21 protein-coding genes are annotated in these 15621 nt (G+C 37.6%); 5 read left to right on the plus strand and 16 right to left on the minus strand.

The window, feature by feature from the left end; translation table 11 throughout:
• Nucleotides 1-99 precede the first annotated feature (99 nt).
• Together ACFO5Y_RS07650 and ACFO5Y_RS07655 are read right to left on the minus strand one after the other, a co-directional pair.
• Complete coding sequence (locus ACFO5Y_RS07650) at nucleotides 100-438, minus strand: hypothetical protein (protein WP_197104189.1); 339 nt, start codon at nucleotides 436-438, stop codon at nucleotides 100-102.
• The gene (locus tag ACFO5Y_RS07655; RefSeq protein WP_231606858.1) at nucleotides 416-1735 is read right to left on the minus strand and encodes a DUF1576 domain-containing protein; all 1320 of its coding nucleotides are present in this window, start codon (nucleotides 1733-1735) and stop codon (nucleotides 416-418) included. Before ACFO5Y_RS07655 ends, ACFO5Y_RS07650 begins: the two co-directional genes overlap by 23 nt.
• Before the next feature lie 172 nt (nucleotides 1736-1907).
• On the opposite strand from ACFO5Y_RS07655, the gene ACFO5Y_RS07660 reads away from it, so the two are divergent.
• Nucleotides 1908-2447, plus strand: a complete 540-nt coding sequence (locus ACFO5Y_RS07660; RefSeq protein ID WP_138404498.1) for an LOG family protein — start codon at nucleotides 1908-1910, stop codon at nucleotides 2445-2447.
• Between the two features lie 378 nt (nucleotides 2448-2825).
• On the opposite strand, the gene ACFO5Y_RS07665 is transcribed toward ACFO5Y_RS07660, so the two are convergent.
• A complete protein-coding gene (locus tag ACFO5Y_RS07665) occupies nucleotides 2826-3794 on the minus strand; it encodes an aromatic acid exporter family protein (protein ID WP_197104190.1) in 969 nt (322 codons plus the stop codon).
• Nucleotides 3795-3874: 80 nt separating this feature from the next.
• Between ACFO5Y_RS07665 and ACFO5Y_RS07670 the strand changes: the two genes are divergently transcribed.
• Nucleotides 3875-4306 (plus strand): acyl-CoA thioesterase, encoded by a 432-nt coding sequence (locus ACFO5Y_RS07670; RefSeq protein ID WP_197104191.1) that lies wholly within the window; start codon nucleotides 3875-3877, stop codon nucleotides 4304-4306.
• Nucleotides 4307-4416: 110 nt separating this feature from the next.
• On the opposite strand, the gene efp is transcribed toward ACFO5Y_RS07670, so the two are convergent.
• Nucleotides 4417-4974: an elongation factor P gene (gene efp / locus ACFO5Y_RS07675; protein WP_197104192.1), complete on the minus strand. Its 558-nt coding sequence runs from the start codon at nucleotides 4972-4974 to the stop codon at nucleotides 4417-4419.
• Nucleotides 4975-5126: 152 nt separating this feature from the next.
• Between efp and ACFO5Y_RS07680 the strand changes: the two genes are divergently transcribed.
• Nucleotides 5127-6305 (plus strand): pyridoxal phosphate-dependent aminotransferase, encoded by a 1179-nt coding sequence (locus tag ACFO5Y_RS07680; protein WP_197104193.1) that lies wholly within the window; start codon nucleotides 5127-5129, stop codon nucleotides 6303-6305.
• A 128-nt stretch (nucleotides 6306-6433) separates the two neighbouring features.
• On the plus strand, nucleotides 6434-7171 hold the full coding sequence (locus tag ACFO5Y_RS07685) for a DUF4386 domain-containing protein (protein ID WP_197104194.1): 738 nt from the start codon (nucleotides 6434-6436) through the stop codon (nucleotides 7169-7171).
• On the opposite strand, the gene ACFO5Y_RS07690 is transcribed toward ACFO5Y_RS07685, so the two are convergent.
• The 5 genes from ACFO5Y_RS07690 to ACFO5Y_RS07710 all read right to left on the minus strand — a co-directional run bounded on the left by ACFO5Y_RS07690 (nucleotide 7139) and on the right by ACFO5Y_RS07710 (nucleotide 11328).
• On the minus strand, nucleotides 7139-7744 hold the full coding sequence (locus ACFO5Y_RS07690; RefSeq protein WP_209494311.1) for a Crp/Fnr family transcriptional regulator: 606 nt from the start codon (nucleotides 7742-7744) through the stop codon (nucleotides 7139-7141). The two genes, ACFO5Y_RS07685 and ACFO5Y_RS07690, sit on opposite strands and share 33 nt — an antisense overlap.
• Nucleotides 7745-7809: 65 nt before the next feature.
• Complete coding sequence (locus tag ACFO5Y_RS07695; protein ID WP_231606859.1) at nucleotides 7810-8700, minus strand: SIR2 family NAD-dependent protein deacylase; 891 nt, start codon at nucleotides 8698-8700, stop codon at nucleotides 7810-7812.
• A complete protein-coding gene (locus ACFO5Y_RS07700) occupies nucleotides 8700-9476 on the minus strand; it encodes a protein-ADP-ribose hydrolase (protein WP_231606860.1) in 777 nt (258 codons plus the stop codon). Before ACFO5Y_RS07700 ends, ACFO5Y_RS07695 begins: the two co-directional genes overlap by 1 nt.
• A 104-nt stretch (nucleotides 9477-9580) precedes the next feature.
• Nucleotides 9581-9913 (minus strand): glycine cleavage system H family protein, encoded by a 333-nt coding sequence (locus ACFO5Y_RS07705; protein WP_138404508.1) that lies wholly within the window; start codon nucleotides 9911-9913, stop codon nucleotides 9581-9583.
• Nucleotides 9914-10164: 251 nt separating this feature from the next.
• Nucleotides 10165-11328, minus strand: coding sequence for a hypothetical protein (locus ACFO5Y_RS07710; RefSeq protein WP_197104196.1), 1164 nt, complete (start codon nucleotides 11326-11328; stop codon nucleotides 10165-10167).
• Nucleotides 11329-11417: 89 nt separating this feature from the next.
• Between ACFO5Y_RS07710 and ACFO5Y_RS07715 the strand changes: the two genes are divergently transcribed.
• Nucleotides 11418-12041, plus strand: a complete 624-nt coding sequence (locus tag ACFO5Y_RS07715) for an NUDIX hydrolase (protein ID WP_197104197.1) — start codon at nucleotides 11418-11420, stop codon at nucleotides 12039-12041.
• A gap of 51 nt (nucleotides 12042-12092) precedes the next feature.
• Here the strand turns inward: ACFO5Y_RS07715 and epsC are convergent, their stop codons facing one another.
• The 7 genes from epsC to ACFO5Y_RS07750 all read right to left on the minus strand — a co-directional run bounded on the left by epsC (nucleotide 12093) and on the right by ACFO5Y_RS07750 (nucleotide 15606).
• Complete coding sequence (gene epsC, locus ACFO5Y_RS07720) at nucleotides 12093-12662, minus strand: serine O-acetyltransferase EpsC (protein ID WP_197104198.1); 570 nt, start codon at nucleotides 12660-12662, stop codon at nucleotides 12093-12095.
• Nucleotides 12646-13566 (minus strand): cysteine synthase A, encoded by a 921-nt coding sequence (gene cysK, locus ACFO5Y_RS07725; protein WP_138404512.1) that lies wholly within the window; start codon nucleotides 13564-13566, stop codon nucleotides 12646-12648. The genes epsC and cysK overlap by 17 nt, the downstream gene beginning before the upstream one ends.
• Before the next feature lie 314 nt (nucleotides 13567-13880).
• Nucleotides 13881-14108, minus strand: coding sequence for a hexameric tyrosine-coordinated heme protein (locus tag ACFO5Y_RS07730; RefSeq protein WP_197104199.1), 228 nt, complete (start codon nucleotides 14106-14108; stop codon nucleotides 13881-13883).
• A gap of 170 nt (nucleotides 14109-14278) precedes the next feature.
• The gene (locus ACFO5Y_RS07735) at nucleotides 14279-14545 is read right to left on the minus strand and encodes a type B 50S ribosomal protein L31 (RefSeq protein ID WP_197104200.1); all 267 of its coding nucleotides are present in this window, start codon (nucleotides 14543-14545) and stop codon (nucleotides 14279-14281) included.
• A 211-nt stretch (nucleotides 14546-14756) separates the two neighbouring features.
• Nucleotides 14757-14945: a glycine zipper domain-containing protein gene (locus tag ACFO5Y_RS07740; RefSeq protein ID WP_138404520.1), complete on the minus strand. Its 189-nt coding sequence runs from the start codon at nucleotides 14943-14945 to the stop codon at nucleotides 14757-14759.
• Nucleotides 14946-14981: 36 nt separating this feature from the next.
• Nucleotides 14982-15383: a GNAT family N-acetyltransferase gene (locus tag ACFO5Y_RS07745; RefSeq protein WP_197104201.1), complete on the minus strand. Its 402-nt coding sequence runs from the start codon at nucleotides 15381-15383 to the stop codon at nucleotides 14982-14984.
• Between the two features lies 1 nt (nucleotide 15384).
• Complete coding sequence (locus tag ACFO5Y_RS07750) at nucleotides 15385-15606, minus strand: YdbC family protein (protein ID WP_197104202.1); 222 nt, start codon at nucleotides 15604-15606, stop codon at nucleotides 15385-15387.
• Nucleotides 15607-15621 lie beyond the last annotated feature (15 nt).

Below are 15621 nucleotides of genomic sequence, written 5' to 3' on the forward strand. Positions count from 1 at the left end.
TCGTTACTAACATTTTACACGAACCTGTTATGGGTTTCTTTATTTGTCGCACTTAATTTTACAATTCATCGTAAAAAAAAGAAGCCTCTGGGCTCCCTTTTAGTGATGCTTGCGTATCGCTTTCAGCATCATAATATTGTCTTCAAAATCATATTCGACAACATCGATTAGTGCTGATAAAATATCGACATGGAATTCGTCATCTCTTAAACCTAATAGGTCTTCGTAATACTCTTCCACTTCGGGTTGTTGAGTTGCTCGTAACTTTTCGATAACAAAATCGAGGTCGGAAGGTTCTGATTCGATCTGACCTGTGATTGTTATTTCACTTTGATGATCAAAGAGACCAAAGTGAATGTTTGCCTGTGTCATACCACTGTTGTAAAAGTAATCCAATAACTCATTCATAATCAACTTAATCTTTCGATATTCCCTCACGCATCTCATTCCTTTCCCTAATTCCGTCTAGGACAGGTACAACAGTAGCTGCCACGAAACCTCCAGCAAAGCCATTGTTATACAAGTTTAAACCTGCATGAGTTATACCCGTATTTGGAACTAACCCTGCATGTAATAATCCTACCAGAAATCCGGCCTTCCATCCATAGTGGCCTGCGATTGGAGCCAAAGTTGTCCCAAATAAGGCCGAAAGAAGTGATGCTGTTGAACTAGGTTCGTCTACTGCCATCATGACTTGCATGGCGAATATCCCAATTACAACGGGTGTTACGTTAAAGATATGCTTACCAAACGTACCAAAACCAATAACCGTTAAAACGCCACCTATCACGGCTCCTTCAAGCGTACCTCCTACAACCCAAACATAAGCTAAAGAGGCTAGACCTAAGACACCCATATTAATAAAGGTTAAGCCAACTCCATAATCCGTCACGAAGTCTGAGATTAAACGGCCTGAATCTTTCTTAAATATCCCATATCCTTTGAAAGACTTACCATTTAACATGAAACCAATAACAAGTAAAAAGAGTGAAAAAGCCACGAAGAATGCTTCAACTTCGATAATGGAATGAGTTTGTATAATCGGATCATAAGTCGTCGTTAAGTCAAATACTCGCATAATACTCGCGATAATCATACCTAAAACTCCAGCCGTAAAGCCCATATTATACAAATTATATCCTTGGTGAAAACGTAAGAAACTTGATCCCATTGGATGAATCGTAAAACCAATGAAGACTCCAACCAAAACTCCTAAAGGAACACTAACCCAATATGACAAACCTTGTCCAAAGGTAATAATACTTACAACTGGTGCTAAAGTCGTCGCAAATAACGATGTAAGTAGAAAGTTACCTATCGGCATATTCCGATATTGACTATAAAGCAGTGTTCCTAGTGTTATCGGAATTGAATTATATAAATTCTTACCAAAAAAGGCGAAGCCCATAACTGTAAATAAAGCCGCTACTAATGGGCCAGTTATCTTTGTAGAAAATCGCTTAATTGCCATCGCATTAATCAACATCAGTAAACCAGCGTTGACAAAAGTTGCACCGATTCCCCCTAATTCAAAGTAATCCGTAATCAGATTACTCGGTGAGGTTAAAATAGCTAAGAAACCATCCCATACTTGATTTAATGGATCTACTAACAAACCAAATAGGATAAATATTAAAGAAACTAAGTATAAAAAATTGGCCTTGACTGAATCTTCAGTGAAAAAATATTGAGTTATCTTTGCATTCATAACTGTTTTTTCAACCTCTTCTGCCATCCGAAACCTCCCATAAAATTCTAATACAAATATATTACCAATTCTCTATCTTTATCACAATAATTAATTATTAAAAAACACTAAATAGACACTTTTAAATTTGCTTCATATTTTCGGGGTATTTTCGTTATAATGAGGTTACGTATTTTATGCGAAAGAAAGGACGATGAGAATGAACATTACAGTTTATTGTGGCTCGAATCCTGGTAAAAATCCAAACTTTAGCTTAGCAGCCACTAAATTAGGAACTTGGATTGGACAACAAGGCCATGCGCTTGTTTACGGCGGTGGTATGAATGGTTTAATGGGAATTGTTGCGGACGCAGTGTTGGAAGAGAATGGTGATGTCCAAGGAATTATCCCAGAAGTGTTGCGAGGGATCGAAGTGAAGCACCCCAACGTTCAGAATATGGAGATTGTTCAAACAATGCCCGAGCGAAAAACTCGGATGATTGAGCTCGGCGACGCCTTTATTGCCCTCCCTGGTGGGGTTGGGACTTTAGAAGAAATTTCCGAAATCGTCTCTTTAACTCGCATTGGCCTCGTGAATAAACCGACAGTGTTTTACAATGTTGACGGATATTATGAGTCCTTGAAGGATCAGTTTGACCGGATGGTGCAAGAAGAGTTCCTCAAACTTGAAGTTCGGGAAATGTTCCTCTTTTCCGAATCACTTCAAGAGATCGATACGTTTATTCGTGAACATTCATAGGGGATGATGTGTCCTTGGGAATTTCTCAAGGACATTAAAACGCAAATCGTGGCCCTGAGATTTTCTCAGGGACATATAAACGCGAATCGTATCCCTGAAATTTTCTCAAGGACATATATACGCAATTCGTGGCCCTGAAATTTTCTCAAGGACATATATATGCGATTCGTGGCCCTGACATTTTCTCAAGGACATATAAACGCAATTCGTGTCTCTGAAATTTTCTCAAGGACATATACACGCAGATCGTGTCCCTGAAATTTTCTCAAGGACACTTCATCCTCAAAAATTACAATTATCCAAAACAAAAGACGACTCAACACTACAATTGTTGAGCCGCCTTGTTTTATACGCAGAGTTTGGCTGTAACCTCACTGATTAAAATTTGCGAATATGTTTATCTAAGTAAAATTTATGTTTAATTTCTAAAAAGCGCTCGAATTCAATCAGTATATGATATAAGAGTGCGCGTGTTTCAAATTCTTCTCGGTTTTTGGGTAAATCGCTGCTACGGTAATAGCTATACAATTCACTAATACTTTCTAATAAGCCTTTACCACTATTCGTTTGCGCAAATTCATCCGATGTGAGTTTAAACATATTTGCTAAGGTTGTATTTTGTTCTGTTCTTAATGAAATGTGATGTAAGGAATCAATCATCCGTTTTAATACATCTGCCTGTCTAGATCGCATTTGAGCGTAGCGAATGACGTAATCGTCTTTAGTGAATAATTGATTCTCATATTCGGACAAAGCCAGCTGTCTGAAATCTTCTATAGACTTGTCGACATGTTCTACTTCTGCCCGAATTAAAGGAATATCAAAATCATTTTCAAGTAATCTTTGATTAATTAATTCCAATACTACTCGGAAATTTTCTTCAATTTCTTTAATTCCTTTTTTTAATTTAGGTTTTTGATTTGGCATCCATAAATTAAATAAAATCGCCATACCAGCGCCAATTACCATAATTAACACACCGTTGAGTTGCCACTGCCAGGACACACTTTCTGCAATGACAAAGTGCGTGACCAAAACTGAAATCGGTGCGATCGCTGCTTGGAGATTCATGGTGTAAGCCACCGGTATAAAAATAAGTAAATACAGACCGAATGCCCATACTTGATACCCAAATATTAAAAATATGATGGTCGCAATCGCAAAAGCAAGTACCGTAGCGATTAAATAAGTCAGGGAAATCTGACGAGACGCTTTACGTGTATCTAGCAAAGTTAAAATCGTAATAATTCCTGTCGCCAGTGAGTTTTCTAAGCCGATAAATTGTGCGATGTAAATCGCGATGGTGGCCGCCAGTGTTATCTTTATTGTCCGAAGTCCAAGTGACATTCAATCCCTCCATTACATTCTGACTTTCTTTTATATATAATAGCATGTATACCACATTTTAAATAGGAGAGGTACTTACAATGATTTTTGAATATGAACATTTAATTCAGTTTTATGAAACAGATGCAATGCGCATTGTGCACCATTCCAATTATTTGCGTTGGTTTGAAGAAGCCCGTCTCGTTTGGCTATCTGATATTGGCTACAGTTATAAGCAAATGGAAGACGAAGGCATCATGATTCCAGTACTTTCTGCTCAAGTTGAATATAAACAAATGCTTGCTTTTGGCTCAACGGCTATCATTCGATTGCGAATATCTCACTTTACACCTGTAAGAATGACTGTTGAATATAAAGTATATAATAAAGAAACGGGCGATTTAACAACGACAGGATCAACGTCGCATTGTTTCCTAGATGCCGAAACTCAGCGTCCACTTTCTTTAAAACGTAAACATCCAGATATTCTTGCAGCATTTGAAAAAGCACAAGCGGATTCAAAAGAGGATTAAAGATAGTAAAAGAATAGCGCTCAGCATGAGACCATCCGGTACCATTGCTGGGCGCTTTGTTGTATTAGAAAAAAAAGACGAATCCGAAGATCCGCCTTAACTATTATTATTTACGCACGTTTTTGGTAAGTTCCTTCAGACGTGTTGATGATTAACGCTTCGCCAACTTCGATGAAGTCAGGAACGTTGACTACTAAACCTGTTTCCATTGTTGCTGGTTTACCAGATCCTGTTACTGTTGCACCTTTAATTGATGGTTGTGTTTCTTTTACCTTTAAAGTAACCGTTTGAGGTACTTCAACCCCGATAACTTCAGAACCGTAAAATTGGATTTTTACTTCCATATTTTCTAATAAGTATAATAACTCATCTTCAATTGAATCTACTGGTAATTCATATTGTTCATATGATTCTAAGTCCATGAAGAAAGCTGTTTCGTCCATGCTGTATAAGAATTGAACATCTCTTGTTTCAAGGAAAGCACGTTCGAATTTTTCGTCTGGACGGAAAGTTGTATCATAAGTCGCCCCAGAGCGAACGTCACGTAATTTCATACGCATAACTGTATTCCCTTTACCTGGTTTATGGTGACTTGCGCTTAATACTCGAATTAATTTTCCATCTTGAATAAATGTCATACCTGCTTTTAAATCTACTGCAGAAATCATTTCACATTCTCCTTTTATTATCTCTAAAATATTCCTTCTCATTATAGCATAAAATTTCTTATGGTATCGCTATCCTATAAAAATTCATTTAATAACCGCTAAAATTATGATAGACTATCTAAAAATGAACTTTAGATGAGGGATATATTAAAATGGAATTAAATAATTTATTCAATACTAACTTAACTAAAATTAAACCCAATGCCATTCGTGCCTTTGATGAAAGTGCCTCTCAAGTCGAAGGGATTATTAAATTGACTTTAGGCGAGCCAGATTTCAATACACCTGAACACGTCAAAAATGCCGGAATCAAAGCGATTCAAGACAACCAAACCGGTTATTTATCGACACCTGGAGATAACCGTTTACGCCAAGCAGCTGCAAATTTTGTTAAAGAAAAATATGACTTAGATTATCAATGGGAAGACGAAGTCATTGTAACTGTTGGGGCGACCGAATCGCTATCGACGGCACTTCAAACGATTTGTAATCCTGGAGATAAAATTATTGTTCCCTCGCCTTACTTTACTTTATATTCTTCAATTATTTACTTAGCTGGTGGTGAACCCATCGAAGTAGATACATCTGCCAATGATTTTGTTATGTCACCTGAGATGTTAAAAGATACGTTAGAAGAACATGGTGATGCTGTTAAAGGAATCATCTTAAATTATCCAACGAATCCAACGGGAGTAAACTGGACGGAAGAAGATGCAATAGCTTTCGCAGATGTCCTACGTGATCGTCCGATATTTGTCATTAGTGATGAAGTATACAGCGAATTAGTTTACGAAGAAGAACACGTATCGATTGCGAAATACATTCGCGAGCAAATAATTGTGATCAATGGCGTATCCAAATCCCATGCGATGACCGGCTGGCGTGTTGGCCTTCTGTTTGCCCCATCAAATATTATGAGCCAATTAGTGAAAGTCCACCAAAATCTTGTCACCACAAACTCAACGATTTCTCAATTAGCTGCTCGTGAAGCGTTGGAGAATGGCGTGAACGATGCCCAACCGATGCGAGAAAAATATATGATGCGCCGTGATTATATTTATGACTTTATGACACGCTTAGGTTTCAAAATCGTTAAGCCAAGTGGCGCCTTCTATATGTTCGCGCGTATTCCAGAAGATTTGGAACAAAATAGTATGGACTTTTGTCTAGACTTAGCCCACTCAGCTGCCGTTGCTTTCGTACCGGGCTCTGCCTTTGGTATCGGCGGCGAAAGTCATGTTCGCCTCAGCTATGCTGCCAGTATCGATGATATTAAAGAAGCGATGCGACGTTTAGAAGTCTTTGTCAAAGAGAAACGCGAAAACAAATAATAAAATAAAAGATGACTAGATTGAGAGAATCCTCTTTTCTAGTCATCTTTTTTCTATCTTAACTTAAGTCAATGCTCGGTGCCCTCTTTACTTGTAAACTGAATCTATACAATAAAGGAGGAAATAACATGCAAACAACACAAAAACGAGAACTATCGATGCGGCAAATAAGTCTCTTCATTGGTGTGACTTTAATCATTATGGCAATTGCTTCAGGCATCGCTTATGGTTATTTACATCCTACGATTTTTCAGGCAGATTCACAGTCTTTTAGTCCCGAACGCGTACAACCAACTTTAACTCTCTTAAGATTTGAAATACTTCTTTGGGTTGTCGTAATTGTCACGGATATCATCGTTGCTTGGGCACTTCATTTATATATGCGCCAATTTCACGAAAACCTCTCACTGCTCGCAGCTTGGTTGCGACTACTTTATACAGCTACTTTAGCAATGTCGATCGGTTATGTACTTCAGATTAGTGTCAGTTTAGAAAGTGTCGTTACCCAATCAAACGCGAACTTGGACGCTTTACTGCCGTCAATCGCTGCCGGGGAACAGGCTTTTAGCTTAGTTTGGGGCTTTGGCTTAATTATTTTCGGCTTGCATTTATTAGTTCTAGCTTATGTCGTATTGAAAGCAACACCGATACATAAAGTAATTGGTTATTTATTATTACTGGCTGGTGTGAGCTACATTATCATCCATACTTTAACTTTACTTGGACCAGACATGACAGCTCTGGCTTCACAATTAGAAGGCTTTTTAGCGGTCCCGATGGCTTTAGGCGAATTGAGTTTAGCACTTTGGTTTATCTTCAAAAAAGTCTCGGATTTAAAGGTTCAACCGGCGCTTAACGCGGCTTAATGATTCTGGTTTCATTCCAAGTAAACTAGCCAATTGATGTTGGGGAACGCGGTCAATGAGATTAGGACGAGTATCTAATAAATTTAAGTAGCGTTCTTGAGGTGAGGCACTAATGAAGCGGGCATTATTGTCTTGAATGTTTGCTAGGTCTTCTTCCATGAAGCCTCGCGTAATTTCAATTAATTTAGGGTATTTTTGAAACATCACATCTTCATTAATAAAATCACCGACGATCAATACAGAATCTTCGACACATTCAATTGAGTATTCTGAAGGTATTCTCTGGGTGTAACTTTTATAATTAATCGCTGTTTGTTTCTCCGTGTAGAAATTATAAGTGTTTTCTTCACCGGCTTCATCAATCGCAAACTGCCTTAAACAGCCTTGTAACACGAAGTAACATTCTTTAGATACATCACCTTGCCTAAGGAGTATTGTTCCTTGTTTATATGTTCTTACATCGATTTCGGAGCTTAGTTGTTCGACTTCTGCTTGAGTTAAAGTAAATCCTTTCAAAAATTCGGTTAAATAATCAGTCATTCCTTCACCTTCTCCCATTCTATATTCACCCATATATTACCACATTCAAATGCTAAAAAGCACTCGCATCACTGGGATACGAGTGCTTTATTCTATGTTTATTTGACCGCATCTAAGTCTTTAGCTTTGTGAATCGTATTAGCGATATCATGGGCTAAATGAACCGTTTGCGGGCGAATTGCTTTTGGAATTCGGTAATTTTTCTCATTCATTGTAACAAATAATGCTTTCTCGTTTGCTTCCGTCATTTCTTGGAAGGGATGTTTAATGAATTGAGGTGTTGTGTGTCCCACGCCAATTTCTAAAAAGACTACTTTTTTGCCTTCATTTTCTTTTAGAAAAGCTTCATAGCGGTCTTTTTGTGCATGGAAATCGCCATCTTCCACCATACCTTTTTCTTCATTTCGCTTGTTAATTTCAAAAGGTGCACCACATTCTGGACAGTGTGGTACTAATTCAGACGGAACTTTCATATTCGCTTGTTGCTCCACCATCTCACGAATTACTGAATCGTCGCGGTAAGTTTGTTGATGACAGTGTTTTGAACATTGCCATAAACCATACTCACCTTGAATGTGAAAGACATGGTCACTATCATAATCGGCTACATCAAAGGCATTATCAGCATTTGTTGTAATAATATGGTAATTGCGACCTTCTAACATGTCTTTTAAATCTAAGTAAGATTGCCCTACAGGTTGATCTAAATAGTTTAAGACAACGAAGCGACTTTGAAATGCCCAGTACTCTTCCACACTTTCAAAGTCGAACAGACTTGCTTGTAACATATCTAGTAGGCCGTACTTTTCAATGAAGTCAGGAAAGGCATCTGTAAAGCGCGACCCAATATATTTAAAGCCGTCTGCTGCTGACATTCCAGCTCCAATACCTACAACAATGGCGTCCGCTTCATCAAGCAATCCTTGTAACACTTGTCCATCTTCTAAAGTTCCTTGCTCTGCTTCAAGGGTCTTCCAATAATTTGTCATCATGCGTCTCCTTTAATTAATTTCTTTTGATATATCGCTTCATCTTCGTCTTCATACACATTGAATATCACTTTTAAATCTGTCTCATGTTCACTTAAATAATCACGAACCGTCTTAATCGCAATTTCCGCTGCTGGCTCATTCGGAAAGCCGAAGACCCCGGTTGAAATACAGCAGAAAGCAATACTTTCAAGTTGGTTCCGATCGGCCATCTCTAAACATGCTTGATATGTTTGGGTAAGTAACTTTTGATTGATTCTTGTCACTCTGCCACTGGCAGTAGGTCCAACAGTATGAATAATATAGTTGGCTGGTAAGTGATAGGCTGGAGTCAATTTTGCTTTACCTACCGGTTCCTTCTTCCCTTGTTCAGTTATAATTTCGTGACATGCAAGTCGTAAACGAATGCCCGCCTTTGTATGAATAATATTATCAATACAATTATGATTTGGGATGAAACATCCTAACAGCTCTGAATTGGCTGCATTCACTATACTATCAACCGCTAAAGTTGTAATATCACCTTTCCAAAGATAAATATTATCTCCTTCAGCTGGCGTTAAATCTTCTAAAGTTACTGCTTCTTCTTGATTATTATTTGCTTTTAGAAAGCGGTCCTCATGTTCTAAGTACTCTTCCGAGATTGCTTTTGGTGGACGGACATTGACCAAATGACGCCATTTCTTAAAAGTATCTTCCGATTCCTCAAGTGTAGGGGCATCATCTTCTTTTGATAAATATTGGACCATCCATTCAAGATCTGCAATTGCTTTCATTGACTCGTCCTTTCAATTTTACATTTTCCTAGATAAAGTAGACGCACTTAAGCAAAGGGCTTGGCCCCCACTTAAATGCGTCCATGTATTGCTTATGCTTACGCTTACGCTTCTTCTAAAGCATTGAATGCTTCTTCGTCAACGTTAGTTAATTTTACTAACCAGTTCTCATCTGCTTTCGCTGAGTTTAATAATTGAGGATTATCTTCCGCTGCTGTATTGCGTTCTACAATTGTTCCAGCAATAGGTGATGCAATCTCTAGTACTGTCTTCGATGCTTCTAAGTTTAAAATTGCATCATCCACTTCTAAGTTATCTTCTTGGTTAAATTCCACAAAACCAACGGTTCCAACATCATCTTGTAATTCTGCAGACATACTCACTGTATAGTTATCGCCATCTTTAGTAATTAATAAAAAGTTCCCAATTCTTTCCATAATAATCTCCTTTATTTCAACTGATTTATACGTATAGTTTTATATTTAATCTGTATTACTTTATATACAACACTGTATCATATCCAAGTTAAAACTGAAAGGGTTTTACACTCTTAAAGTAATTATCCCATGGTTTGGTTTTCCCTTAATTCAACTGTGATACAGTTTCAGGATTCTGTTGTATTTTTATAAGAACATTAAAAGCACTTCCTACACAAGTTTGCGCTAGGAAATGCTTAAATCATGGGTGCTTATTTCTTCTTGAATTTTACACCGTTTGCTTTTAATTGTTTAATGGTTTGTGGACCAATATGCTTAATAGCTAAGAGTTCTTTTTCTGTATAAGCCGAGAAATCCTCAACTTTTACAAGTCCCATTTCTTGAAGTGTAACCGCCGCATTGTGTACGACATCTGCCAGAACGGGTATTTCTAGATAGGACTTATAAGTAAATTGATTCGTTTGTGCTCGATATTGCTTTGACGCGCCTGTAAACGAAATAACTTTCTCATTCACATTCACACGCTCATGCGGTTCTGCTGCTTCATATTCCTCCAACATCCAGTCAAACAAATACTCTGAGCTAACTACGACAGGTAAAATATCATTTAACGCAACCGCAATAGATTCAAAGGAATTCATTTGGAAATGATCAGCTTCACCAAAACCTAAAATTAAATCCATTGGCCAAGAGTCGTCCATAAATAATTGAAAAAGATTGTCATTTGCTTCTTCTAAATCTAAGAATAAATCTTTAGCATACGTCAAATTATTAGTCAAAACTGCCACAACAAGCAATGGAATAATCATTCGATCATCTTCACTCGCTGGGTAAGGCACTTCTGAGAACAGTTCATAGGCACTTTCGAAGTCATATGTCCGGCAATAAATCGACATAATATAATATCGTGACCCTAAACTATCCATCTCGTCAATCTCATATAAACTTTCAAAATGTTCTAATGCTTCTTCTAACAAGCCTTGTTTAAATAGAATCACCGCTAACATATACTTTAATCTTAAGTAAGGGCGTTCTTCGTAATTAAGCCAACCGACTTGACCTGTTTCTTCCCATTTATGAAATGCTTTGATTTCCAGTTTACGAATTTGTTCAATTTGTTCAACTAAAGATCCTTCAATGAGTTCTAAATGGGCGTTCCAGTTTTCTGGCCACAACTCAATCGCCTCGCGTAATAAAGCCTTGCGTTGTTTCTCATCACCGATACTCATTGAGAGTTCAAATAATTCTGCTGATTCCATTTCTGGTGTCGATTCTATCTCATTCTCAAGCTCACCATTATTATAGAATGACATAAATGTTTCAACTGCTTTTTCAATACTTTCAAATTCATCTCCATACTGGTCAATAAATTGCTGTAACGCACGAAAAATGTTATCATCGTTACCAAAAGACATAACTCTCACCTCATTTCAGATATTAGTTATAGTATACCGTTAATCGCATCATTTTAACAATATTTTAGAGAGAGTAAAAGGAGAGAAATATGAAGAAAATTCGACAGATTATCCAACAGTATGATGCTAAAGCACTAGGTGTTCAAAGAGGTTATGCCGTTTTACTCCCGCTAATAAAAGTGAAGAATGAATGGCATGTGTTGTATGAAGTTCGCAGTAAACATATCTCACAACCAGGTGAAACTTCTTTCCCTGGGGGACGCATTGAAACGGATGAATCACCTGAAGAAGCCGCTGTTCGTGAAACGATGGAGGAGTTAAATATCCGACGTGAGAACATTACCCTCTATGGGGAAATCGATTATATTATTGCTGCCAATCGAATTATTTATTGTTACGTTGGAGAAATTACTGGTGTGGCCTTTGAAGATATTTATCCAAATATTGAAGTAGAAAGATTGTTCACAATTCCTTTAGACCAGTTAATGGAAAACAAACCCACTTTTTATCAATTGAGTTTTGAGTATACACAAAATCAGGGTAAGGAAGAAAATCAGGAATTTCCATTTCATCTAATTAAGCAAGGTGAAAAATATCCCTTTAATGAAGTCAAACAGAAAATTCCTTTTTACCATTTTCCTGATGAAGTTTTATGGGGTTTTACCGCAAATTTCACTGACCGATTTATTCAAATTATTAAAGACGGCCAATAATGTACACAAAAGACGTTCAATCTCCAATAGAGAGACTGAACGTCTTTGTTTTTAAATTTGATATTCCCCGATACGGTTCCAATTTTTATCATGAAGAATAATACGAGCAGGCACGCCTACGGCGGTTGCATACGGTGGGACGTCTTTTAATACGACGGCACCGGCACCAATTTTGGCGTGATGACCAACAGTAATGTTACCTAGTAAAGTCGCGTTAGCTCCAATTTCAACATCATGTTGAATTGTTGGATGGCGCTTCTTACCTTTCTCATTCCCTGTTCCACCTAAAGTCACTCCGTGGTAAAGCTTAGCCCGGTCTCCCAGAATCGCTGTCTCACCAATAACCACACCCATACCATGATCGATAAAGATCTTCTTACCGAGCTTTGCGCCGGGATGAATTTCTATCCCTGTTTCAGTTCGAGACACTTCTGATAATTTGCGTGCTTCATAAATTTCACCTTCTAAGTAAAGTTTATGCGCTTCTAAATGATTTTTAACTGCTTTAAAGCCTGGGTATAAGTCAGTGACTTCCTCTACGCTTGTTGCGGCAGGGTCATTTTCATAAATGTATTGCGCGAGTTCAAGGGCTTCTTCGCTATAATTATTCTGCTTGTCCATCGCCGAAAAATCCAGAAGATAAGTAGCGTTCTCCACTATCTGGTAATACAACGACTACTTTCTTACCTTTCCCTAATTCTTTTGCTAAACGTAATGCTACTGCATAGTTCGCTCCAGAAGAAAATCCAGCTAAGATCCCTTGTGACTTCGCTAACTCAACAGCTGTATTAATCGCTTCATCGTTCGATACTGTCTCAATCTTATCAATGACAGACTGGTCAAGGATTTCTGGAATAAAGTTCGCTCCTAAACCTTGAATCTTATGCGATCCTGCTTCTCCTTTTGTTAAGATTGGTGAAGCTTCTGGCTCCACTGACCAGATAACTGTTTCTGGATTATTTTCTTTTAACACGCGTCCTACACCTGTAATTGTTCCTCCAGTACCGATACCTGCAACGAAACCATCCACATCCGGAACATCTTCTAATACTTCACGGGCAGTTGTTTCTTCATGTGAAGTTACGTTTGCTTCGTTTTTAAATTGACCGAAGATAGGTGCGTTTTTCTCTTTAGCAATTTCTTCCGCTTTTTCTCCTGCTAAACTCATTCCACCTGAAGCTGGTGTTAATACTAATTCTGCTCCATAAGCTTGCATTAGTTTACGACGCTCAACACTCATTGAGTCTGGCATTACGATAATTACTTTAATACCTAACGCTGCTCCAACCATTGCTAAACCAACACCTGTGTTACCACTTGTTGATTCAACGATTGTTCCACCTGGTTTTAGTTCACCTTTATCTAATAAATCTTGAATGATGTATTTTACAGGGCGGTCCTTCACTGATCCACTTGGATTATTCTTCTCAAGTTTTACATAAACATCTGCATAAGAATCATCTAGACCGTTGATTTTCACTACGGGTGTATACCCAATTGCGTCGACAACATTTTCAAATAACATATATAAATCCTCCTAATAATTTAGTTTAAATTTCAATCAAATATCTATTAGAATGGTAACGTTTTAAACGCTTAAAGTCAACGTAACTGCTCATTAGACTTTCATTATTGACCTTTAAAAAAGCGAAGGCAGGCATTGAGTTAAATGCAATGACGGGATAATGGGTCGCAAGTGTGAATTGTGTCCTTAAGATTTTTCAAGGGCTTAAAATCATAAATCGTGTCCCTGACTTTTTCTCAAGGACATTATCTGACCAAAAAAATCCTCAACAATGTAGTTAAAATAACTACAATTATTGAGGATCATACTGTCTCTTATTTCCAATAGTTGTTAGCTGCTGCAACTGTTTGGAAGTTAATCGCAACTACTTGCGAAGCGAATGTTAAACTGTCGGGATTATTTGCATAAATAGGACGTAATTTTTTTCTAATTTCAGCATCAGGTTGCGTCATCCCGACAGCTTTACGTGCAAGTTTCATTGCGAGGTCATACCCTTCTTCAGGTGTTTCAGTGATTAAGCTTGGTAACCATGATTCAGTCATCTTTACCATCCTCCTATTGTTTGATAGTTTAAATATACCAATCATTGACTTCAAATTTATTGACGTGCGTCAAGTTTTTTCCTAAAAAGTTAGCCAAAACGAAAAAAAGACTCACTGCACTTGGCAGTAAGTCTCTTGAAACGTTGTTGAAACAACGTTCATAACTATAATTAGTCTTGTTTTGCGTTTTTGTCTGCAAAACCGAATTTTTTGTTGAAACGGTCCACACGTCCATCGGCTTGCGTGAATTTTTGACGTCCTGTATAGAATGGATGAGAATCTGAAGAAATCTCAACACGGATTAATGGATATGTGTTTCCATCTTCCCACTCTACTGTTTCATCTGATGTTTTTGTAGAACCTGATAAAAATTCAAAACCTGTTGATGTATCACGGAAAACTACTTGTGAATATTCTGGATGAATTCCTGCTTTCATATGTCTACTTCCTTTCTGCCGTGATCTATATGCTAAATCACAGTTAATTATTATGCATCTGCGTGCAACATCAGTATAATACCACGATTGATATTTGATTGCAAAGACTTTTTTTATTTTTATTCTTTTTTATTTTTATTCTTTTTAGTCAATTTTTATTCACCTATAGTGTTGATCAACGACATATAGTACCTGATGACTGTTCAATAGTTTACTTCTCTTTATCTTTTTCTTTTGGGTCCCTATTGATTGAGCTAAGGGCAGCTCCAAAGGCTACGCCTAATGCAATCCCTATTCCAATATTGTCCATCATTATCCCAAAAGCAACTCCTAAGGCTATACAAATTCCCATCCACATCCCAGTATTACCTTTGTTATCGCTCTTCTTCTGTTTACTCATGATAAAGTCCTCCTCGACTTTTTCATCTCAAGCACGCTACATTGAGAAACCTAACGCACCAGTTTCATTGAATTCCTTCATTCCTAGTGACTGATAAAATGCTTTCGTTGCAGGTGAATTCTCAGTAGTTAATATAATCTGCTTTGCGTATCGGATCTCTTTTAACATCTTTTGCATTAAATACTTTCCGATTCCTTGCCATTGATAATCAGGATGGACCAAAACATCTTGAATATAAGCAATGTATACACCGTCGCCTACGACTCGAATCAAGCCAATTAGACGTTCTCCGTCCCAAGCTGTTAAGTAATGCTTGGCTCCTTCGAGTAAACTCGTTAAGTCCGGATTATCTTGTGTATAAGCGCTCCATCCGACACTTTCATATAAATGAAGCAGTGCCTCGTGGGTAATATCGACTTTCTTTTGGTATTCAATCATTTTATAGATCCATCTTATTTAATACATCGCGAAGTACTCTTAATTCTTCTTCTGTAAGAGTCAGACCTTTCCCCATTTTGTCGTAATCTGGACTCCAGTCACGTATATCAAATTTGGGTTCACGTTCATTCCAACTCACTTTTGTTAATTCTTTTGACCAGCCTTTCGCATTCTCACTTAATTGGCCGTAATGTTCTATAATTTCAAATTTAAAATCTGCCATACTATCTCTCCTCTA

It is taken from the genome of Ruoffia tabacinasalis (assembly GCF_042652985.1).
GTDB classification, from domain to species: domain Bacteria; phylum Bacillota; class Bacilli; order Lactobacillales; family Aerococcaceae; genus Ruoffia; species Ruoffia tabacinasalis.